Origin of the sequence: Streptomyces sp. NRRL B-24484 (genome assembly GCF_000717715.1) — a bacterium.
Taxonomy (GTDB): Bacteria; Actinomycetota; Actinomycetes; order Streptomycetales; family Streptomycetaceae; genus Kitasatospora.
Genome location: NZ_JOAI01000016.1, coordinates 38,421 through 58,561 on the forward strand (window position 1 = coordinate 38,421; position 20,141 = coordinate 58,561).

Below are 20,141 nucleotides of genomic sequence, written 5' to 3' on the forward strand. Positions count from 1 at the left end.
GCCCGGTACCCGGGACGCGCCGTCGGCGGACGGTCAGGAGACGGTCGGCGGCCGGTGGTAGTCGGCGCCGGTGCTGTTCCACGAGGCGATGTGGATCTCCCGGGACGGGACGCCCGCGGTGTGCGCCGGCGATCCGGTGGAGCCGTCGCCGGCCGAGGCGCCGGTGTTGTTCCACGACTCGATCGGGATGTCCGCGGCCGAGGTGCCCGCGGCGCCGAGCAGCAGCGCGCAGGCCGCCGCACCGGTGAGCAGCGCCCGCCGCAGGGTCCGCCGCATTTCCGTCGCCTTCTTCATCTCCGGTCCGCCTTTCTGTCGGCCGCCGGTCGGGCGCGCGTCGCACCGGCGTCAGAATTCCGGGTGCAAGCGCCTTCTCCGGGCGGCGTTTATCGGGTTGTACATCGGTTGTAGATGTGCGCGGGATAGCGTTCCTGTGTGCCGTCGACCACGGCACGGAAGACCGCCGGAATGCCTTCCGGCGGGTGCTTTCCGGAGCCGCTCGGGGAATCCCGGGCCGGCTCCGACCGGGGTGTCCGGCGTACCGGCCGGACCCCCGTCCCGCACTCGGTACTCAGGAGTTGTCATGCGTCGTATCCCGGTTGGCACGGCCTGCGCCGGCCTCGTCCTCGCCCTGCTGGCCGTCCTCGGGTGGGCCGCGTCGCCGGTCGCCGGCGGCGCGGTCACCGCGGACGGCGCGGTGGTGTCGACCGACGCGGCGACCGGGGACTTCCCGGCCTGCTGCTGATCAGCGGCGGCGGGCCGGTCCGGGGCGGTGGGGCAGCAGGCTGCCCCGCCGCCCCAGGCAGCGCATGCCCTGCTGGTAGGCGTGCACGGCCCGTTCGCTCTCGCCGGCTCTGTCGAGGATCTCGGCGAGCTCGGCCCAGGCGAAGGCGGCCTGCCGGTCCGCGCCGGACGCCTCCAGCATCAGCGCACCCCGCTCGCAGGACTCCCGCGCGCCGGCCTCGTCGCCCTGCTCCTGCAGGGCCGCGGCGAGGACGAGCAGCGTCCGGGCGGTCTCCAGCCGGTGGCCGGGACCGAGCAGTTCCAGGGCTCTGCGGGCGTGCTCGGCCGCGGCCGCCGGGTCGCCGGCGAGCAGTTCGGCGCGGGCCATCGCGGTCTCGCAGTACGCCAGGTCGATGCTGCTGCCCTCGCGGACGAGCGTGTCGGCGCTGCGGCGCAGCAGGTCCCTGGCGGCCTCGACGTCGGGTTCGTCGCGCTGCAGCAGCACGGTGGCGTAGGCGTTGCGGAGCCGGGCGACGGCCCGCTCGTTCTCGCCCTCGGCGTAGATCGCCAGCGCCCGCTGCACCAGCATCAGGGCGTTCTCCGAGTCGCCGCTGCGGTGGGCCGCCAGGCTGGCGTTCCAGTAGACCGCGCCGAGCGCCTTCGGGTCCTCCACCTGCCGGGCCTGCTCCAGGCCGAGCGAGGCGAGGTAGGAGGCGCGGTGCAGGTCGCCGCGTTCGGAGTGCAGTCCGACCAGCGTGGAGAGCAGCTCCATGCCGGTGACGGTGGGCAGCAGGCCGAGCCGCTGCACCTCGTTGAGGGTGGTCTCGGCGAGGTCGACGGCGTGTGCGAGGTCGCCGAGTTCGCGGTAGCAGCGGCAGAGCGCCACGACCACGGTGAGCCGGCCGGCGCCCTGCCGGGCGGGCCGGCCGCCGGCGTGCAGCCGCTCGTAGCGCACCACGGCCTCCTCCAGCCGCCCGCACAGCTCCAGTGCCTGGGCGGTGCCGAGTTCGGCCTGGGCCGCGATGTCGTCCTGGCCGGCGTCCGAGGCCTCGGCGGAGACCTTCTCGTAGGCGCGCAGGGCGCCCTCGCTGTCGCCGTTGCGCAGCATGATCTCCGCGTAGCGGAGTTCGACCTCGATGTCCTCGGTGCGGGCGCGCGGCATCAGGCCGAGCAGCGCCTTCGGGTCGCAGCCGAGCCGTTCGGCGAGCTGCTCGACCACCTTGGTCGTCGGAACCCGCTTGCCCGCCTCCAGCAGCGAGACGTAGCTGGGCGACAGGTCGTCCCCGGCCAGGTCGGCCTGGGAGAGCTTCGCGGCCCGCCGGAGCTGTCGGATCCGGTTGCCGAGCTCTTGGTTGTCCGCCACGGCGCACCCCTCCTTGACTCGATCGCGAGACTATCAGTCGCGGAGCGCTGTCAAGGAGGGTTCCGATCATTCCGGCCGGGCGGACGGGGCCGCGGGGCGCCATCGGCTCAGCCCTGCCGGCGGGCGTGCACCCGCAGGTAGACGCAGCGCCCGGAGCGGTACAGCCCGGCCGAGTCGCGGCCGACCCGGTCGGCGAAGAAGCGCGCGTAGCTGTCGCGGCGCGCCCCGTCGAGGGTCGGGAGCAGCCGTGCGGCCTCCGCGGGCAGCCGCTCCAGCGAGCGCAGCACTCCGGCGGTGACGTCCTCGACCGCCTCGACGCGCAGCCCGGCCGCGGTGGCGGCGCGGGCCGGGCCGTGCACGTCCGCGGCGGGCCACTCGTCGGCGAGCAGCAGGTGTCCGCCGGGCCGGAGCACCCGGGCGGCCTCGGCGAGGAAGCGCCCGGGGTCGGGGAAGCAGTGCACCGACTCCACCGAGACCACGGCGTCGAAGGAGGCGTCGGGGAAGGGCAGCCGGTCGGCCTCGCCGTACCGGAAGGAGAGCCCGGGGGCGGCGTGGTCGCGGCGGCAGTGCGCCACGTTCCGCGGCGAGGCGTCGAGGCCGGTGACGGTGCGCGGGCGGCGGGTGCGGGCGAGCCGGGCGGTGCCGCCGCCCCGTCCGCAGCCGACGTCCAGCACCGCGGCGCCCTCCAGCGGGGCGGGCGCGGCGGTCAGGTCGTACAGCGCGCCGCCGTGCCGCCCGGTGCCGGGCAGCTCCGGGTCGGCGCACCGGTCGGGCCCGTCGGGGCCGGCGGTGCAGTGGCCCATGTTGAGGAAGGTGAACCACGGGTCGGGGTGGAGCAGCGCGATGAGGTCGTACTTCGCGCGGTACAGCGCCGCGGTGCCGGCCGGCGCCCCGCCCTCGGCGGCCGGCCCGCCGAGGGCGGCGGCCAGGGCCCGGGCGGCGTCCCGGCAGTCCCGCGGTGCGGGCGCCGGGCGGTCGGGGAGCCGGGCGGCGAGGTGGTCGGCGACCCGCCGCCAGCGGTCGGGGCCGTCGGCGGGCAGCCAGGTGAGTCCGTCCAGCAGGTGCAGGGCCTGTTCGGGGTCGAGCGGGGCGAGCAGGGCCGGGTCGAGCGGCGCCGGCGGGCCCGGGACGGCCGGGGTCACCGCGGCGGCTCGGCGAGCCGGTTGAGGCCGGCCCGGTCCTCGCCGCTGACGAGGGTGCAGGCGTGGCCGGGGAAGTGCGGGCGGACCTTGACCGCGGGCACGGTCATCCGGACGGCCAGGGCGAGCCGTTCGCCGCCCGAGGTGTTGACGCCGGAGGCGTGCAGGGCCCGGTCGGTGAAGACGGCGCACTGGCCGGGCCGCAGCGGCAGCGAGACGGCACGGCTCTCGTCCACGTGCTCCGGCGGGACGAGCAGGGTGGCCCGGCGGCCCGGGCCGGAGGGCCGGGCGGGCAGCACGGCCCGGGTGCCGGGGACGAAGCGCAGGCAGCCGCTGTCCTCGGTGACGTCGCTGATGGCGATCCAGAAGGTGAAGTGCAGCGGCGGCTCCAGCCCGTATTCCTCGCCGGGGGCGTAGACGCCGCCCCAGTCCTGGTGCCACTGGAACTCGGGGCCGCCGGAGGCCTTGGCGATGAAGGTCGACCGCCACACCAGCAGGTCCTCGCCGTACAGCGCGCGGGCCGCGGCCAGCAGCGCGGGGTGGGTGATCAGGCGGTGCACGGCGGGGGAGTCCAGGTGGCGGCTCTCCATGTACGGCACCGGGCTCTCGCCGTTGCCGCGGCCGGCCACCAGGCCGGCGAGCCGTCCCTCGACCAGTTCGGCGGCGGGCGCCGGGGCGCGGCCGGGGGTGTCGAGCACGGCGGCGAGTTCGGGGCGCAGCGCCTCCATCTCCGCCACGGACATCAGGGTGAGCGGGCCGAGGAAGCCCTGTTCGCGGTAACTGTCGCGCTGCTGCCGGGTGAGGTCGGTCACGGGTCGGCTCCTAGGTCGTCGGGGCGGGTGCGGGTGCGGGAACGGCGGCGGTGCGGGGCGGTGCGGCCGCGGGCGGCGGGTAGTGGCGCGAGGTGCCGAGGACGAGGTGCTCCCACGGGTCGAGCACGACGCCGAGGTCGGCGAGGGCGGCGGTCTCGACCTCGGGGACGGGGCCCGTGGGGGTGCTGCCCGGCGGGGGCGGGGCGAGGATGCCGTCGATCCCGTGGCCGGGCGGCAGCAGGCCGGCGAGCAGGGCGCCGCCCGCCGGTCCGGCGAGTCCGGCGGTGCCGTGCTGCCCGTACCACCGGTCGGCGCGCTCGCGCAGCTCGGGCGGCAGGCCGGGCCGGACGGCGGTCAGCACCCGGGCGCGCACGCCGCCGAGCACCTCGTCGTGGCCGCGGTCCTCCCGGGGCCGGCCGCGTTCGGCCGCGCGGACGGCGGCGTGCAGGGCCGCCGGCCCGGTCTCCGGGAGTCCGGGGCCGGCCTCCACGAAGAGCGCGGCCTCGCGGGCGGTGTCCCCGGCGTCGTCCGAGGAGTGGACGACGTTGAGCACGGTGTTGACGGAGCCCAGGTCCTTGCGGATGGAGCCGGGCGCCGACCAGGCCGGGTCGCCGCGGCCCTTGAGCTCGGCGAGCCGCCGGTGGACGCCCTCGGCCGGGCGGCCGGGGCCCTCCTGGACGGCGAGGGCGAGCAGCGGGCCCAGGTCGAAGAGCTCCTCGACCGTGCGGCGCAGCCGGGCGTCGCGGGCGACCGGTTCGTTGCGCCGGTGGAACGGGTCGAGCCCCGGTGGTGCGGCGGGCCACAGCCGGTGGGCGGCGACGGTGAACCCCGCCGCCAGCACCCGGGCCACGACCCGCCCGGCCAGATGGCGGCGCACGGCGTCGGGAGTGATGACCAGGAGTGCGGTGCGCCGGTAGTCGAATTCGGCCAAGGCCGGCCGTCCTTCCGTGTCGGACCGCGGTCGGGCCGCGGGCCTGGAACTGTTCCGTCTGTGCTGTCGCGCATTTATGACACCTCTGGTCATGCCATCTGTCAAATGCCCTCGACGGGACGTCGCCAGAAATGTGACTACCTACTTGACTCGACTGTCACAAACCTGCGAGTGTGCTCGGCGTACAGGGGGAGTGCCGTGCCGCGGGCCGTGCACGGACTTCCCGGAACCCCGGACCGGCCGGTCCGGACACGGCGAAGGAACGGTGACCGCATGGATCCCGCGCAGCAGGCGCCCGCGCCGAACGGGATGACCGTCCTCGGTGCGGCCGCGGGCACCGGCAAGACCGGCATCGGCATCGGCATCCTGCGCACCCTGCACACCAGGGGGGTGCCCTGCGAGCCGTTCAAGGCCACCGCAGTGGTCGCACCCGACGACCCGGCCTACGCGGCGGCCGCCCCCTGGCGGCGCGGCGTCCTGCACAACTGCGCCGCGGCCGGGCTCCCCGTCCGGTGGTGGAACAACCCGGTGCTGGTCGACCTCCCGTACCCGGGCGCCCCCGAGGGCGACCTGTGGGTGCGCGGCAGGCTGGTCGGCACCGCACCGGTGGCCGGCGAGGACAGCCTCGACGCCGCCGCCCTGCCCGCCGCCCTGCGCCGCCACTGCGAGGAGGCCGTGCTGCAGGGCTACGAGAAGGTCCGCGCGGGCGGCCGCTGGCTGCTCGTCGAGGGCGCCGCCGGCGCGGGCGAGCTGGAGCCCGCCGACGACCTCGCCAACCAGGTGCTGCCCGCCCGGGCGGGCCTGCCGGTGGTCCTGGTGACCAACCCGCGGCGCTCCGGCCACCTGGCCGCCCTGGCCGGGCTCACCGCCCTGCTCGTCCCCGAACTCCGCGCCCTGCTGCACGGGTTCGTCCTCAACCAGATCGGCGGCACCGCACGGGTGGCGCCGACTGCCCGCCGGCTCACCGCCGCCACCGGCCTCCCGATGCTCGCCGCGATCGCCGACTCGCCGCTGCCGGCCGGCTACGACGGCTCCACCGACATGCTCCGGACGCTCTACGACCGGCGCGCCCGCTACGTCGAGGAGTCCGGCCTGCTGGACCGCATCCCCGTCCCGGCCGCACCCCAGTCCCTCCGAGGAGTTGCCCCATGAACCAGGTCTTCCGCCCCGACGAACACATCCTCAACGTCCTCGACGGCGCCCGCCGGACGATGTACGACGACGCCGGGGTGCGCCTCGCCGACATCACCGGCGTGGCCGGCGCCGGCGCGGTGCTGCCCGGCGGCCTGCCGATCGGCGTCGACCGGATCACCATGCAGCCCGGCACCGCCTTCCCGCTGCACGTCCACGAGGGCGCCCACCTGCTGTACGTGCTGAACGGCCGCGGCGCCCTGCACATCGACGGCCGGGACTACGTGCTGCGCACCGGCGACTCCATCTACGTCCCCGCCGAGTACCCGCACGGCGTCCAGGGCCCGATCGACGACAACCCGCTGGACTTCCTCGCCTTCGGCGTGCCGCACCACCCGATCGACTCGCACACCCGGATGGTGCTCGTCCGCGACGACGAACTCCTCGCCGGCGGGGCGCTGGAGGAGGCGGCCGCCCGATGACCGCCACCGCACCCCGCCCGGACGGCCCCGCCCACCTGCCGCTGCGCTGGGCCGGCGGCGAAACCCCTTTCGTCCTCTGGCACTTCGACTTCGACGGGGAGCGCTGGGCGGCCGTCCACACCGGCGACCTGCACGACGGCACCCCGGTGCCGCTGCGCATCGAGTCCGCCTGCCTCTTCGGCCACGTGCTGCGCTCCGCCCAGTGCGACTGCGGCTACCAGCTGGACGAGGCCATGCACACCTTCGCCCGGCAGGGCCGCGGCCTGCTGCTCTACGGCATCGACCAGGACGCGCGCGGCCTCGGCATCGCCGCGCACTTCGCCATCTACGCCCTGCGCCAGCAGGAGGGCCTGGACACCGAGGCCGTCTACCGCCGCCTCGACGCCCCGGTCGACGCCCGCTCCTACGAGCCGGTCGCCGCGATCCTGCGCCACCTCGGCGTCGACTCCGTGCAGCTGCTCAGCAACAACCGCCGCCGCGAGACCTTCCTGCAGGAGGCCGGCTTCACCGTCGAGCGGGCCCCGCTGGAGGCCCCGCTGGACGTCCACAACATGAGCACGCTGATGCTGGAGAAGGAGGACCTCGACTACGCCTGGTCCTTCGAGACCCACGCCGACCGGCTCCGGCCGCTGCAGGAGTCCGTCCTCGGCAGCCCCGAGCGCTCCCGCGCGCACGCCGTCGTCCCCGGCGGCGGCGCCGCGGCCGGACCGCTCGCCGCCGCCGAGGACGACGGCGAGTGGCGGCTAGCCGAGGCGCTCGCCTCCGCGATGCCCGCCGAACTGCCCGCCGGGCCGCTGGTGGTGTACCTCACCGACCTGCCGCGCACCGACGAGCTCGCCGTCTACGCCGGCCTCGGCGCCGCCGTCGTGGTGGTGCCCTTCGCCGAGCTGCCCGAGCCGCTGCGCCGGGCGGCGTCCGCCGCCGGCGTCCGGCTGGTCGACTGGGAGCGCGGCAACGCCTACCCCGTTCCGCGCCCGCAGTGGCGGCCGGTCGCCGAGTCCGACGGCCTCACCGCCTACGTGCGCGAGGACCGGATCAGGCTGGTGCCGACCGGGCCGTCCGACGGCGCCGCGGCCGCCCTCGACGACGCCGAACTGCGCTGCCGCAGCACCCCGGAGCGGTACCACGAGGTCCGCCGGCACGGCCGCTGGATCGAGCTGCGTCCCGCCGCCGACCTGCTCGCCGACCCGGGGCGGGCCGCCGCCGACCTGCTCGCCGACCCGGCCGCCCGGCCGGCCGCCGCACCCCGATGACCGCCGTGACGACCTCCGTGACGACCTCCGTGACGGGTGCCGTGGCGGGTGCCGGGACGACCCGGGCCGTCTCCCGCGCCGAGGGCCTCGCCCTCGGCGAGGGCGCCGGCCTGCTGGTCGACACCTGCCAGGCCGCGCCCGCGTCCATGCGCCGGTTCGCCACCATGAACCCCTTCCACCGCGACCGCCGCTGGCGGATCCCGGTGCCCGGCACCGCGCAGACCTCCCAGTCGCTGGAGAACGTCTGGCAGGCGCTCAAACTCGTCGACGGCCGCACCGACCTGAGCCTGCTCGCCCGGCCCGCCGAGAAGCGGCCGCCGGACGAGCGGCGCGGCCCCGGCTTCGACTACGCGGCCTCCACGGTCAGCTTCGCCGGACGTCCCACCGACCTGGTCACCGCCCGCTACCTGGTCTACCTGCCCGCCTACCTGTACGTCCTGGACCGGCTGGTGCCCGACACCGTCGTCGCCGAGATCACCGGCGCCCTCGCAGCCGGCCGCGACGCCGTCTTCTACGACTGGGACGACAACCACGACATCGAGGACCCGCGCACCTCGTACAGCCACTCGGCGATCCTCGCCGCCTGGTTCGGCGGGCGGATCGAGGAGCTCGCGCACCGGCGGGCGGCCTGGCTCGCCGACCGCCCGGGGTGCGCCGCCCCCAGCGGCCCGCCGCCGCTGCCCCTGACCCGCTACCGGCGGATCCACCGCCGCTGAAAGGCCGTCAGTCATGCATCTTCCCCGAGGAATCGCCGGCCCGCTCTACTGGCAGGAACAGCGCCTGCGCGGCCGCGGCTCCGTCCGCGAGCGCCTGGAGTGGCTCCGCGCCAACCAGGAGCGCACCCCGGCCGAGATCGCCGAGCTGCAGTTCGACAAGCTCCGCGCCACCGTCCGGCACGCCTACCGGACCGTCCCGTACTACCGGCGGATCATGGACGAGCGCGGCCTGCGGGACCTGGAGTCCCCGGCCGACCTGCGCAAGCTCCCGGTGCTCAGCCGCGACGTGCTGCTCCGCGAGCAGGACGCCCTGCTCTCCTCGGAGGCCGACCGGGCCACCCTGCAGACCAACTTCTCGTCCGGCTCCACCGGCCGCCGCGCCCAGTTCCAGCAGGACGCGGACTTCCGGCTGTGGATGCGCGCCCACCAGCTGCGCACCTACGAGTGGTGCAGCGGCTGGCAGTTGGGCGACCCGTTCGTCCTGCTGTGGGGCTCGGAGATCTACTGGTCGTTCAAGCAGCTCACCGACCGGGCCGAGAACCTGCTCACCAACCGGCGGGAGTTCAACACCTTCCGGCTGTCCCCGCAGCTGATCGAGTCGGTGCTCGACCGGCTCGTCCGCTTCCGGCCCGCCCTGGTCAGCACCTACTCCAACGCCATGCACCTGATCGCCAAGGAGGCCGAGCGCCGCCAGGTCCGGATCCCGGGCCTGCGCGCCGTCCAGGGCACCTCCGAACCGCTGCCGCCCGCCCTGCGGGAGACCATCGGCCGGGTGCTCGGCTGCGACGTCTACGACAAGTACGGGATGCGGGAGACCAACATCGTGTCGCACGAACAGCCCGGCGGCGGGCCGATGCTGATCCAGTCCGAGAACGTCTTCGTCGAGTTCCTCGACGAGAACGGCGACCCCTGCGAGGACGGGCAGACCGGCCGGCTCGTCCTCACCACCCTCAACAACCGCTCCATGCCGCTGATCCGCTACGAGACCAGCGACCTCGCGGCGCCGCTGCCGCACACCTCCGCGCTGCCCTACCCGTGCATGACCCCGGTCGCCGGGCGCCTGCAGGACCTCATCGTGACGCCGTCCGGCGACCACATCGACGCCTACCTGTTCTCCTACTTGTTCATGCGCTTCCCCGAGGTGCACTGGTTCCAGGTGGTGCAGAGCGAGCCGGACCGCCTGCAGATCAAGGTCTACACGCCGGACGGCCTGCGCAAGGGCACCGCCACCGAACTCACCGAGCGGATCCGCCACCACACCGGGTACCCGTTCACCGTCGAGTTCGACAGCCTGACCCGCATGCCGGAGTCCTCCACCGGCAAGTTCCGCCTGTGCGTCTCCGAACTCGGCGCCGCGAGCACGGACGGGGGTGCCCGTGCGACCGCCACGGCCTGACACCGCCCCGCTGCTGCCGCACCACGGCGAGGTGCTGCCGGAACCGCCGCCCGTCCCGGAGCCCGCGCTGCCCTGGCACCCGCCGCACGACGGCACGCGGGTCCGGGCGCTCGTCGACACCCCGCTCCAGGACGGCGGCTTCGACCTCGGCCGGTTCGCCCGCTGGCTGCGCGAGGCCGACGTCCTCGACCAGGACCCGATCGAACTGCCCGGCGCCACCGTCACCCTGCCGCACGGCATGCGGCTGATCCGCCGCTTCGACGAGATCGCCATGCGCACCTACGAACGGCACGGCTACGAGCAGTACGACTACCCGATGCTCGTCCCCGACTCGGTGCTCGAACCCACCCGGCGGCTCATGTCGCTGGAGGGCTCCCTGCTGTACGCCGGGGACGACGGCGACTGGGCCGCCGACCGGCGCCGCATGGTGCTCACCCCGACCGGCGAGGGCGCCGTCTACACCCACTGGGCGCGGATCGTCCGCTCCCGCCACGACCTGCCGCTGCGCACCTACCGCCGGGCCCGCTACTTCCGTCCGGCCCGCTCCGGACGCAGCGTCTTCCGGGCGATCGAGGCCCCCGACATCTACGAGTTCCAGGCCTGCTTCGCCGACGCCGCGCAGGCCCGCGAGGGCCTCGTCGACGCCGTCGCGATGGCGGACCGGCTCTGCACCGACATGCACGTCCCGGTGCTGTGGACGCGGCGGCCGCCGTGGACGAACAACACCGCCGTCTCCGAGACCACCATCGGCGGGGACGTGCCGCTGCCGCACGGCGGCACCCTGCAGACCGGCTGCCTCTACGGCCAGGGCAGCCGCTTCTCCGAGCTGTACGACGTGGGCTTCCGCGAGGGCGCCGAACGCCGGCACACCCACCACGTCACCGGCGCGCTCACCCGCCGCCTGGTGCTGACCCACCTGATGCTCGGCATGGACTCCGAGGGCGGGCTGCTCGTCCACCCCGACCTCGCCCCCGTGCACGTGGCGCTCACCCTCACCACCGACGACGCCGAGCAGCAGGCCGAGGCCGGCCGGCTGGTCGACCTGCTCACCGCCCGCGGCCTGCGCTGCGAACTGCGGGCCGGCGAGGGCCGTACGGCCGCCGGCCGGCACCACCGCCGCTGGCGCCGCCAGGGCGTGCCGCTCCGGGTCTACCTGCAGCCGCGGCGGCGCCCCGGCGACCGGATCCGGGCCGTCGTGGTGCGCTGCGACACCCGCGAGGAGGCCGTGCTGCTGCCCGACGACCTCGGCTCGCTGGCCGCCCTGCTGCCCGCCGCCGTCGCCGAGGTCGGCGCCGGCTACCTGCGGCGGGCCCGCGGCTTCGCCCGCCGCCAGTGCCGGCCGGTCGACCGCGCCGACGCCGCCCGCGAGGTGCTCGCCGAGCGCGGCGTCGCCGTCGCCCCGCTCGCCGACACCCGGGAGAGCGTCCTGGAGGTCGCCGGCTGGGGACTCGGCGAGGTGCTCGGCTTCCGCGAGGCCTCCGAGGCCGCGCCCTGCGCCGCCACCGGGCGGCCCACCACCTCCGTCGCCTACATCTCGCCGCGGACGTGACCGCCCCGCCCCGGCCCGGCGGCCCGCCCCCGCTGCGGGTCGTCGTGGTCACCGGCGCCCCCGGCGCCGGCAAGACCGAGGTCGGCCGCCGGCTGGTCCGCCGCTACCGCGGCCCCGCCGCACTGATCGACACCGACACCGCCGCCGACGTCTACCCCTGGCGGGCCGACGAGCGCCAGTACGCGCTGATCGACCGCAACCTGCGCGCCCTGCTCGCCTCCTACCGGGAGTGGGGCGCCGAGGTCGTCGTGGTCAGCGGCGTCATGCTGCCCGGCCGCACCCTCGACCGCTTCGCCGACCTGCTCGCCGACCCGGGCCTGGAGTGGGTCTTCTACGGCCTGCGGGCCGGGCCCGGGCAGCTCGCCGCCCGCATCCGCGGCGACCACAAGATGCAGGAGGCCGACGGCCGGCTCGCCTGGGGCCATCTCGACGCCGAGGTGCCGGACGTCCCCGGGGTTCGGCTGGTCGACACCGACCGGCTGACCCTGGACGGCGTGGTCGACACCATCGCCGCCCGGGAGGCCGCCGACCTGGCCCCCCGGGCGGTCGCACCCGCTGCGCCTGCTGCGCCTGCTGTGCCTGCGGCCCCCGCACCCGCTCGCCGGGTGACCGCCGCGGAGGCCGCCGCGGTCTGCCGGGCGGCCCTCGCCGGGGCGGGCTTCCCGGCCCGGACGGCCGCCGCGACCGCGGACGACCTGGTCGCCGCGGAACTCGACGGGCGGCCCTCGCACGGCCTGCTGCGGGTACCCGAGTACCTCGCGGAGGCGGCGGCCGGCCGGCTCGCCCCGGCAGCCCGGCCGCGGGTCCGCCGCACCGGTCCGACCGGCTCGCTGCTGCTCGGCGCCGACGCCCCCGGTGCCGAGGTCCGCCGCCGCCTGGTCGCCGAGCTCTCCCGCGCGGCGGACCTCGGCCCGGTCGTGGTCGGGCTGCGCGGCGCCGGACACCTCGGCCGGCTCGCCCCGCTCGGCCGGGAGGTCGCCGAGCGCGGGCTCGTCCTGCTCGGCTTCGTCAACTTCCGCGGCGCCGGCGCCCGGGTCGCCCCGGCCGGCGGCACCGCCGGGGTGTGGGCGACCAACCCCGTCCTGCTCGCCTGCCCGGCCCCGCCCGGTCCGCCGCTGGTGGTCGACATGAGCACCAGCGCCGCCGCCGAGGGCGCCGTCCGTTCGGCGCTGCTGGCCGGCCGGCCCGTCCCGCCGGACCTGCTGACCGGGCCGGACGGCAGGCCCGTCACCGACCCCGCCCTGCTCTACACCGAGCCGCCGCGGGCCGCGCTGCGCCCGCTCGGCGGGGCCGCCGAGCACAAGGGCCACGCGCTGGCCGCCCTGGTCGAGGTGCTGGCGGGGGCGGTCGCCGGGGCCGGCCACGCCGCGCGGCCCCGGGGCACCGGCAACGGCGGCCTGTTCGTGGCCTTCCCGGTGGACGCGCTGGGCCGCTCCGCGGCCGCCGTCGGCCGGGAGGCCGCCCGGCTGGAGGCGCACCTGCGGACCGTCCCGACCGCCCCAGGCCGTCCCGCCGCCCGGCTGCCCGGCCGTGCCCCGGCGGGGACCGCCGGGACGCCGGACGCCTTCACCGTGCCCGCCGGGCTCTGGGCGGAGCTCGCCGCCCTGGCGGCCCGCCCGCAGCACCGACCCGCCGACCCGACCCGGAGGACCCCCTCGTGACCGCACCCGAGACCCGCCGCCACCCGCTGCTGGACGGCTGGCCGCCGCTCGCCCGCCGCACCGGCCCGGACGGGCCCTCGCTCGGCCTCTTCCTGCTCAGCGGCAGCAGCACGGTGGCCGAGCTCTGCGGCACCCTGCCGCTGGACTTCGCCGTGCTCGACCTGGAGGCCTCGCCGATGTCCAAGGGCGACCTGCTGCCGATGCTGCAGGCGCTGACCGGCTCCTCGTGCGCGCCGCTCGTCCGCGTCCCGTACCTGCACCGGCACCACATCGAGCACGCGCTGGACCTCGGCGCGGCCGGCGTCATGGTGCCCAAGGTCGACACCGTCGAGGAGGCGCGGGCCGCGGCCGACGCCTGCCGGTACCCGCCGTTCGGAACCCGCGGCGTCAACCCGGCGCGCGCCTCCGGCTGGTTCCACGACGTGCCCGGCTACCTGGCGGACGCGGCGAAGCGCACCACCTGCCTGGTGCAGATCGAGTCGCCGGAGGCGGTGGCGGCCGCCGAGGCCGTCGCGGCGGTGCCGGGCGTCGACGGCCTCTTCGTCGGCACCGGCGACCTGGCCTGCTCGCTCGGCCAGCCCGGCGTGGTGACGGGCCCGGCGATGGACCGGGCCCGGGCGGCCGTCCTCGCCGCGGCCCGCCGGCACGGCCGGCTCGCCGGGATCTTCGCCGGCGGGCCGGAGCAGGCCCGGCAGTACGCCGCCGAGGGCTTCGACCTGATCGCGGTCGGCAACGAGCTCGCGGTGCTGCGGGAGGCCCTGCGGCAAGGCCTCGACGGACTCCGCGGCGCCTGACCGGACGGGTGCCTCCCGGCCGTCCGCGCCCACCCCGGCTGCCGGATCCAGTAGCGTTCACCTCGGCCGCACCGGTGCCGCGGCAGCCGGCCGGCGGGCGTCCGGGCCCGGCCCCGCGCACCGCCGGGGCGGACGACGGACGCCGGCCCGGGTGCCACGGCGCCTTCCACCGGACAGTTCTGACACCCAGACAGGAAAGACAGACAGATATGCGCTGGTCCCAGATGTACACCCCGACGCTGCGCGAGGACCCGGCCGACGCCGATGCGGCGAGCCACCGGCTGCTGGTCCGCGCCGGGTTCGTCCGCCAGCTGATGGCCGGCCACTACTCGCTGCTGCCGCTGGCCGTCCGGGTGCGGTCGAAGGTCGTCGGGATCGTGCGCGAGGAGATGGACCGGATCGGCTCGCAGGAGTGGCTGCTCCCGGCGATGCACCCGGCGGAGATCTGGCAGAAGTCCGGCCGCTGGGAGGTCATGGGCGACGAGATGTTCCGCGTCAAGGACCGCAAGGGCGCCGACATCGCCCTCGGCATGACCCACGAGGAGATCTTCACCACCCTCGCCGACGAGCTCGCCTCGTACCGGCAGCTGCCGCAGATGTGGTACCAGTTCCAGACCAAGTTCCGTGACGAGCCGCGGCCGAAGTCCGGCCTGCTGCGGGTGCGCGAGTTCACCATGAAGGACTCGTACAGCTTCGACCTCGACCAGGCCGGGCTGGACCGCTCCTTCGACCTGCACCACGAGGCGTACACCCGGATCTTCGCCCGCCTCGGCGTGCCCGCGATCCCGGTGCAGGCCTCCAGCGGTGCCATGGGCGGCTCCGCCTCGGTCGAGTTCATGTCGCCGACCGAGGCCGGCGAGGACCTGGTCGTGCACTGCCCCGCCTGCCGCTACGCCGCCAACATGGAGAAGGCCGCGGCCGCCCTGCCGGCCGTCGAGGACCCGGAGGGCCCCGCCGCCCCCGAGCCCTTCGACACCCCGGAGGCCCGCACCATCGAGGAGCTGGCCACCAAGCACGGCGTGCCCGCCGACCGCCAGATCAAGACCCTGGTCTACGTGCTGGACGGCGCCCTCACCCTGGTGCTGATGCGCGGCGACCACGCCCTGGTCGAGCAGAAGCTCCTGGACGCCACCGCGGCCCGCGCCGTGCGCCCGGCGACCCCCGAGGAGATCAAGGAGGCGCTCGGCGCCGCCCCGGGCAGCCTGGGCGCCGTCGGCGTCGAGGGCCCGGCGGTCTGGGTGGACGAGGCGCTGCGCGGCCGCCGCTCGATGACCACCGGCGCCAACCGGGACGGGGTCCACCTGAGCGGCGTCGACGTCGCCCGGGACATCACCGCCACCGGCTGGGCGGACTTCCGCGAGATCTCGGCCGGTGAGCCCTGCGCGACCTGCGGCGAGCCGCTGCAGGTGGTGCGCACCGTCGAGGTCGGCCACATCTTCAAGCTCGGCTACAAGTACACCGACGCGCTGGACATCACCGTGCTCGGCCCGGACGGCGAGCGGGTCAAGCCGATCATGGGCAGCTACGGCATCGGCGTCGAGCGCGCGATCGCCGCGGTGGTCGAGGCGCACCACGACGAGAAGGGCATCGTCTGGCCGGTCCCGGTCGCCCCGTTCGAGGTCGTGATCGTGCCGATCGGCAAGGCGGACGAGGACACCACCAAGGTCGTCGAGGGCCTCTACGGGGACCTGCGCGAGGCCGGCGTGGACACCGTCCTGGACGACCGGGACGAGCGCCCGGGCGTGAAGTTCGCCGACTGCGAGCTGGTCGGCATCCCGTACCGGATCACCGTCGGCCCGCGCGGTCTGAAGGAGGGCCTGGTCGAGGTCGTCGACCGGGCCTCCGGCGAGACCGTGCAGGTGCCGGTGGCGGACGCGGTCGGCCACGTGGCCGGCCTGGTCGCCGCCGCCCGCCGCGGCTGATCCGCCCGCAGCACGCACACCGCCCCCGGCACCTGCACGGTGCCGGGGGCGGTCCCGTTGCCGGGTCGGGTCACTCGCGGCGGCCCGCGGGCAGCGGCACGCCGTCCGCCGGGCTGCCGCCCGCGGCACCGGCGGCGTCCGGGGCGCCGAGTGCGGCGGCCACCGGCCCGGCCAGGCCCTCCTGCTCCAGCCGGGCGAGCACCGGTCCGGCGAGCGAGGCGCGCAGCCGGCCGGTCAGCGCCTCCGCGGTGGCCTCGCGGACGGCGAGGCCGTCGCGCAGGGCCTCCGGCAGTGCGGTGCCGTCGAGCACCGTCCGGTGGTGCGCGGTCCGCTCCTCGGCGACGAGCAGGCCGAGCCGGGCGGACTCCTGGCCGGCGAGCACGTCGCAGAGCGCGGCCCGCAGCACGGCGGGCCGGTGCTCCGCGAGGTGCCGGTAGACCTCCGCGGGCCCGGCGCCGAGCCGCTCGTGCAGCTCGCGTTCGGCGCGCTGCTGCCGGACGACCGTGAGCAGCTTCTCCCAGTAGTAGGTGGGCTCCAGCGCGAAGTCGACGACCGGCGGCTCCAGCCCGCCGTCGAGCAGTCCGGCGACGTGCCGCAGCACGGCGAGCGCGTCCGCCCGCTTGGCGTCCGGCCGGTGTTCCCGGACGTACGCCCGCAGCGCCGCCGTCTCCTCCGCCGCGACGCCCAGGGCCTTCGCGTCGGCGTACAGCCGGCCCCAGGAACGGTCGGGGTAGAAGCGCCGCTTGGCGGCGTCCACCAGCAGGTCGTGGGTGGCGGCGGTGACCGCGCCCGCGGCGAGCGCGGCCGCCAGCCCGGCGCGGAGGTTGGCCATCGCCTCGGAGAGCGGCAGGTACCCGTCCTCGGCCGGGGCGTGCACGATGGTGACCTCGTCGTCGTCCTGGTACTCGCCGGAGGCGAAGCGCTCGTAGATGCCGCCGACGCCCTCCATGCCGAAGGGGGCGAGTTCGGCGGCGCGCAGCGCGCCCATGCTGGCGGCGCCGAAGACCCGCACGCCGCGTTCCAGGGCGAACAGGATCTCCTTGTGCCAGACGGTCGGCACCTGCTCGAACAGGCCGTCCACCAGGACGATCGCCTCCGGCGGCTGCCGGTCGAGCACCAGCTCGGTGACGTCGCCGCAGCTGACCGGCGGGTGGTACTGCGCGTCGAGGACGGCGCGGGCCCGCTCCACGGGCAGGCTGGGGCCGAGGAAGACGTGGACGGTCACCGGGTGGCCTCCTGGGCTCCGAGCAGCCGCCGCCGGGCCCGGCGGCCCGGCGTGTAGCCGATGAACAGGGAGTAGAACTCGAGGTCGGGTACGACGACCTTGACGGTGGGGATGCCGATCTCCGGTTTGGTGAGGTCGACGGCGACGACGTTCTCGATGCCGGCCCCGGCGAGCCGGTCCAGCACGGCGCGCAGGTCCTCGTTGAGGGTGGGGTGGTCGATGCCGCGGCTCGTGTCGAAGGGCAGGGTGCCGGGGGCGGCGAAGAACACCTCGCGGGTGCGGGCGAGGGTCCGCTCGTCGTTCTGCGCCTTGTACATGGTGCGGAAGTTCTCGTCCCGGCTGGCCGCGATGACGGTGATCCGGCTCTGCGCCGCCTCGGTGAGCGCGCGGGAGAGGGCGACCGCGGGGGAGGTGTGGGTGCCGTAGCCCCAGCAGGCGCCGAAGGACCGCCAGGCGACCCGGTCGGCGCGTTCCACCACGCAGCACTGGTAGGTGGGGATGCCGGTGTCGCAGGTGACGTCCCAGACGGCGACCTCGATGCCGCCCTCCTCGAAGGCGTCCAGCACCCCGCGGCAGACCGGGTCGGTGACCGAGTCGAGGTCGAGCTTGGTCCGTGCGATGTCGGCGGCCGTGCGGACGCCCTGCCACCACATGGTCAGCGCGTCGCGCTCGACGAGTTCGCAGATGCCGTGGATGACGGCCTCGACCAGGTTGTTGCCGGAGGCCAGGCCGTTGGAGCTGACCCGGAAGGTGGTCGCCGCGTAGTCGATGCCCACCTTGTTCAGCCGGACGTTGTCGTACGGCAGCCAGAGCGGCGAGCCGGCGAGCAGGTCGAAGCCCTCCGTCCACAGCATCGGCAGGTCGGTGCGGAGTCCGGCGCGGGCCGGGGTCTCCCGGGAGCCCTCGCCGACGGTGTCGAGGCCGCCGCGCAGCGGCAGCCGCGAGACGTCCAGGACGGGCTGCCGGCGGGCGAGTTCGCGGTACGACTCGTGGCGCAGCGCGCCCTCGAAGAACTCGGCGTGCCAGTACTCGATCGACTCCATCAGGGCGGACACCCGGGCGGCGTCGTGCGTCGCACCCTTGCCCTGGGAGACGGACAGCGAACGGGAGTTGGGCCGGATCGCGTTGTAGACCGGGATCCCCAGCCAGTCCAGGCCGGTCATGTTGGCCAGCCGGGTGATGCCCAGCCGGGCCATCCGTCCGCCGTAGTCGGCCAGGGTGTCGGCGGGGGCCCGGGAGCGGTGGGTGCCGTCTCGGTGGTCCTTGTCCCAGCGGGTCGTCAGGGCGTCCAGCACGGCCGGCCTGCCTTTCGTGGTGCGGTGCGGGTGGATCGGGCTTCGGTGAGCGGGAGTTGGTGGACGGAGAACTCGCCGTCGGCGACCAGCGCGACGGCGATCCGGCGCAGCCCGGGGGCGCCGTCCCGCGGCAGCGGCACGGTGACCTCCCGGGTGCCGGGGGCGAGTTCGGTGACCGGCAGGGCGGCTTCGGGCCGGCCGCCGATCGGCTGCCGGGCCGCGGTGCACCGGCCTCCGGTGGCGAGCGGCCGGGCGAGGTGCAGGGTGAGCGTCTCCGGGCCGAGCACGACGCGGGGCGGTTCGCCGCCGGGCGGCAGGGTGTGCGCGGAGCCGCAGCGCTCGCAGACGTACAGGGCGAGGGCGCCGGCGGGCAGGTCGCGCGGCACGACGCGCAGCCGCAGCAGCCGGTGGCCGCAGTGGTGGCGCAGCTCGGTGGGCTCCTCGGGGCTGTAGCCGACCGATCCGCTGAGGTAGTCGTGCACGTCCGGGCCGCGGTGGGCGAGCGTGGCGGCGAGGAACTCGCAGAGCGTCCGGTCGAGTTCGCCGTCCGGGGCGGGGTCCGGCCGGCCGGCGGCGGCCAGGCGGTCGGCGAGGGCGAGGTCGGCCTCCGGGCGGTCGCCCGCGGCCACGGCGCGGCGGACGATCCGGGACTGCACCAGTCGGCGGGCGGCGCGCGGCTCGTCCGGGAGCGGCACCGGTGCGGTCACGGCGGCGACGGCCGCGGCCGGGCGGGCGGCGCTGCGGGCCGGGGCCCGGGTGCCGGCCGCGGGTGCCGACGGGGTGCCGGGTCCGGCCTCGGCCGGGATACGGAGTTCCGGGTCGCCGACGCAGACGTACGAGGCGAGGCCCTCGCCGGCGAGCAGGTTGATCCGCAGCGCGACCTCGCCGAGCGGGGCGCCGGTGTCGAGCAGCCGCTCGACGGCGGCGCCCAGTTGCGGGGTGCCGTGGTTGATCCGGGTGGAGGCGACGAAGCCGGCCACGTGCGGGCCGTCCAGCAGCCGGCGGGCGAGCTGGAAGCGCGCGCCCAGCAGTCCGCCGGCGGGCTGCCACGCTGAGCAGGAGAGCAGCACCAGCAGCCGGGTGCGGACGGCGCCGGCGCCGTGGAAGGCGCGGAAGCCGGTCTTGTGCTCCAGCCGGCAGGGGCCGCCGGCCTGGCAGGGCAGGTACTGCTCGCCGGGGCGGCCCGGTGCGGGGCGGAGCGGGTCGGCCTGCAGGCAGAGCACGTGCCGGCCGACCCGGAAGTCCGCGCCGTTGCCGTGGCTGTGCAGGACGACGGCCTCGGCGCCCTCGGCGAGCCGGTCGACGAACGCGTCCGAGTCGGCGGAGCCGTACGAGTGCCGCGGGCCGGGGACGGCCTCGCTGCGGAAGTCGCAGTAGTGCAGGGTGCGGTGGGGGTGCCGGGGTCCGGCGCCGACGGCCCGGGCGGACCGGTCGAGCAGGCGGGCGGCGGCCGCGGGGTCGGGCGGCAGCGGCAGGACGCCGAGGCGGACGGCGTGGGCGCGCGCGGTCTCGGCGAGTTCGCCGGTCAGGCGCAGGTCGAGGCCGTCCTCGGGTGCCAGCACGAAGGCCGGTCCGCCGGCGGCGGCCGCGACGGCTCCGAGCAGCTCCTGCCGGGTGGCGGTCGCTCGGAAGGGCCTGCCGAGCGCGGCCGCGTGCGCGCGGGCCGCGGCGGCGGCCCCGGCATGGCCGAGGACGGGACCCGCGGCGGCCGTCCCCATTGATATTGACACAGTCACAGTCAAATTGACTATC

At 76.1% G+C, this 20,141-nt stretch carries 18 protein-coding genes; 10 read left to right on the plus strand and 8 right to left on the minus strand.

What is annotated here, in order from left to right; translation table 11 throughout:
- Positions 1 to 33 precede the first annotated feature (33 nt).
- The gene (locus IE98_RS0116435) at positions 34 to 294 is read right to left on the minus strand and encodes a hypothetical protein (protein WP_030269567.1); all 261 of its coding nucleotides are present in this window, start codon (positions 292 to 294) and stop codon (positions 34 to 36) included.
- Between the two features lie 286 nt (positions 295 to 580).
- Here IE98_RS0116435 and IE98_RS49105 point away from each other — a divergent pair, with 286 nt between their 5' ends.
- On the plus strand, positions 581 to 742 hold the full coding sequence (locus tag IE98_RS49105; protein WP_159400930.1) for a hypothetical protein: 162 nt from the start codon (positions 581 to 583) through the stop codon (positions 740 to 742).
- Here IE98_RS49105 and IE98_RS0116445 read toward each other — a convergent pair whose 3' ends face one another.
- The 4 genes from IE98_RS0116445 to IE98_RS0116460 all read right to left on the minus strand — a co-directional run bounded on the left by IE98_RS0116445 (position 743) and on the right by IE98_RS0116460 (position 4,965).
- Positions 743 to 2,083, minus strand: coding sequence for a helix-turn-helix domain-containing protein (locus IE98_RS0116445; RefSeq protein ID WP_030269569.1), 1,341 nt, complete (start codon positions 2,081 to 2,083; stop codon positions 743 to 745).
- Between the two features lie 107 nt (positions 2,084 to 2,190).
- A complete protein-coding gene (locus tag IE98_RS44635; protein ID WP_052390589.1) occupies positions 2,191 to 3,225 on the minus strand; it encodes a class I SAM-dependent methyltransferase in 1,035 nt (344 codons plus the stop codon).
- Positions 3,222 to 4,034, minus strand: coding sequence for a phytanoyl-CoA dioxygenase family protein (locus IE98_RS0116455; RefSeq protein WP_030269573.1), 813 nt, complete (start codon positions 4,032 to 4,034; stop codon positions 3,222 to 3,224). The genes IE98_RS44635 and IE98_RS0116455 overlap by 4 nt, the downstream gene beginning before the upstream one ends.
- 10 nt (positions 4,035 to 4,044) lie before the next feature.
- Complete coding sequence (locus tag IE98_RS0116460; protein ID WP_030269575.1) at positions 4,045 to 4,965, minus strand: nucleoside-diphosphate kinase; 921 nt, start codon at positions 4,963 to 4,965, stop codon at positions 4,045 to 4,047.
- Between the two features lie 273 nt (positions 4,966 to 5,238).
- On the opposite strand from IE98_RS0116460, the gene IE98_RS0116465 reads away from it, so the two are divergent.
- The 9 genes from IE98_RS0116465 to IE98_RS0116505 all read left to right on the plus strand — a co-directional run bounded on the left by IE98_RS0116465 (position 5,239) and on the right by IE98_RS0116505 (position 15,869).
- Positions 5,239 to 6,117, plus strand: a complete 879-nt coding sequence (locus tag IE98_RS0116465; RefSeq protein ID WP_030269577.1) for an AAA family ATPase — start codon at positions 5,239 to 5,241, stop codon at positions 6,115 to 6,117.
- Positions 6,114 to 6,578: a cupin domain-containing protein gene (locus tag IE98_RS0116470; RefSeq protein WP_052390590.1), complete on the plus strand. Its 465-nt coding sequence runs from the start codon at positions 6,114 to 6,116 to the stop codon at positions 6,576 to 6,578. The genes IE98_RS0116465 and IE98_RS0116470 overlap by 4 nt, the downstream gene beginning before the upstream one ends.
- On the plus strand, positions 6,575 to 7,831 hold the full coding sequence (locus IE98_RS44640) for a hypothetical protein (RefSeq protein WP_052390591.1): 1,257 nt from the start codon (positions 6,575 to 6,577) through the stop codon (positions 7,829 to 7,831). Before IE98_RS0116470 ends, IE98_RS44640 begins: the two co-directional genes overlap by 4 nt.
- A gap of 5 nt (positions 7,832 to 7,836) precedes the next feature.
- Positions 7,837 to 8,547 carry a DUF6939 family protein gene (locus tag IE98_RS0116480; protein ID WP_159400931.1) on the plus strand — a complete coding sequence of 237 codons (711 nt, stop codon included), beginning with the start codon at positions 7,837 to 7,839 and terminating at the stop codon, positions 8,545 to 8,547.
- Between the two features lie 13 nt (positions 8,548 to 8,560).
- Positions 8,561 to 9,943 carry a phenylacetate--CoA ligase family protein gene (locus IE98_RS0116485; protein ID WP_030269588.1) on the plus strand — a complete coding sequence of 461 codons (1,383 nt, stop codon included), beginning with the start codon at positions 8,561 to 8,563 and terminating at the stop codon, positions 9,941 to 9,943.
- Positions 9,924 to 11,492 carry a hypothetical protein gene (locus tag IE98_RS0116490; RefSeq protein ID WP_159400932.1) on the plus strand — a complete coding sequence of 523 codons (1,569 nt, stop codon included), beginning with the start codon at positions 9,924 to 9,926 and terminating at the stop codon, positions 11,490 to 11,492. The genes IE98_RS0116485 and IE98_RS0116490 overlap by 20 nt, the downstream gene beginning before the upstream one ends.
- On the plus strand, positions 11,489 to 13,153 hold the full coding sequence (locus IE98_RS44645; protein WP_052390592.1) for an Ldh family oxidoreductase: 1,665 nt from the start codon (positions 11,489 to 11,491) through the stop codon (positions 13,151 to 13,153). The genes IE98_RS0116490 and IE98_RS44645 overlap by 4 nt, the downstream gene beginning before the upstream one ends.
- Positions 13,150 to 13,947 carry an HpcH/HpaI aldolase family protein gene (locus tag IE98_RS0116500; protein WP_159400933.1) on the plus strand — a complete coding sequence of 266 codons (798 nt, stop codon included), beginning with the start codon at positions 13,150 to 13,152 and terminating at the stop codon, positions 13,945 to 13,947. The genes IE98_RS44645 and IE98_RS0116500 overlap by 4 nt, the downstream gene beginning before the upstream one ends.
- Before the next feature lie 209 nt (positions 13,948 to 14,156).
- Complete coding sequence (locus IE98_RS0116505; protein ID WP_030269594.1) at positions 14,157 to 15,869, plus strand: proline--tRNA ligase; 1,713 nt, start codon at positions 14,157 to 14,159, stop codon at positions 15,867 to 15,869.
- Positions 15,870 to 15,939: 70 nt separating this feature from the next.
- Here IE98_RS0116505 and IE98_RS45685 read toward each other — a convergent pair whose 3' ends face one another.
- From IE98_RS45685 to IE98_RS0116520, 3 genes are read right to left on the minus strand one after another with little or no spacing between them, the layout of a single operon-like run.
- A complete protein-coding gene (locus IE98_RS45685; RefSeq protein ID WP_063748937.1) occupies positions 15,940 to 17,094 on the minus strand; it encodes a TfuA-like protein in 1,155 nt (384 codons plus the stop codon).
- On the minus strand, positions 17,091 to 18,389 hold the full coding sequence (locus IE98_RS0116515) for a YcaO-like family protein (protein ID WP_030269598.1): 1,299 nt from the start codon (positions 18,387 to 18,389) through the stop codon (positions 17,091 to 17,093). Before IE98_RS0116515 ends, IE98_RS45685 begins: the two co-directional genes overlap by 4 nt.
- The gene (locus tag IE98_RS0116520) at positions 18,374 to 20,119 is read right to left on the minus strand and encodes a hypothetical protein (protein WP_159400934.1); all 1,746 of its coding nucleotides are present in this window, start codon (positions 20,117 to 20,119) and stop codon (positions 18,374 to 18,376) included. The genes IE98_RS0116515 and IE98_RS0116520 overlap by 16 nt, the downstream gene beginning before the upstream one ends.
- Positions 20,120 to 20,141 lie beyond the last annotated feature (22 nt).

Excerpts from the sequence above, each read along its gene's own strand:
- IE98_RS0116465 (WP_030269577.1), top strand. The coding sequence starts at position 5,239 with ATGGATCCCGCGCAGCAGGCGCCCGCGCCGAACGGGATGACCGTCCTC.
- IE98_RS49105 (WP_159400930.1), top strand. The coding sequence starts at position 581 with ATGCGTCGTATCCCGGTTGGCACGGCCTGCGCCGGCCTCGTCCTCGCC.
- IE98_RS0116505 (WP_030269594.1), top strand. The coding sequence starts at position 14,157 with ATGCGCTGGTCCCAGATGTACACCCCGACGCTGCGCGAGGACCCGGCC.
- IE98_RS0116435 (WP_030269567.1), bottom strand. The coding sequence starts at position 294 with ATGAAGAAGGCGACGGAAATGCGGCGGACCCTGCGGCGGGCGCTGCTC.
- IE98_RS0116470 (WP_052390590.1), top strand. The coding sequence starts at position 6,114 with ATGAACCAGGTCTTCCGCCCCGACGAACACATCCTCAACGTCCTCGAC.
- IE98_RS44640 (WP_052390591.1), top strand. The coding sequence starts at position 6,575 with ATGACCGCCACCGCACCCCGCCCGGACGGCCCCGCCCACCTGCCGCTG.
- IE98_RS0116485 (WP_030269588.1), top strand. The coding sequence starts at position 8,561 with ATGCATCTTCCCCGAGGAATCGCCGGCCCGCTCTACTGGCAGGAACAG.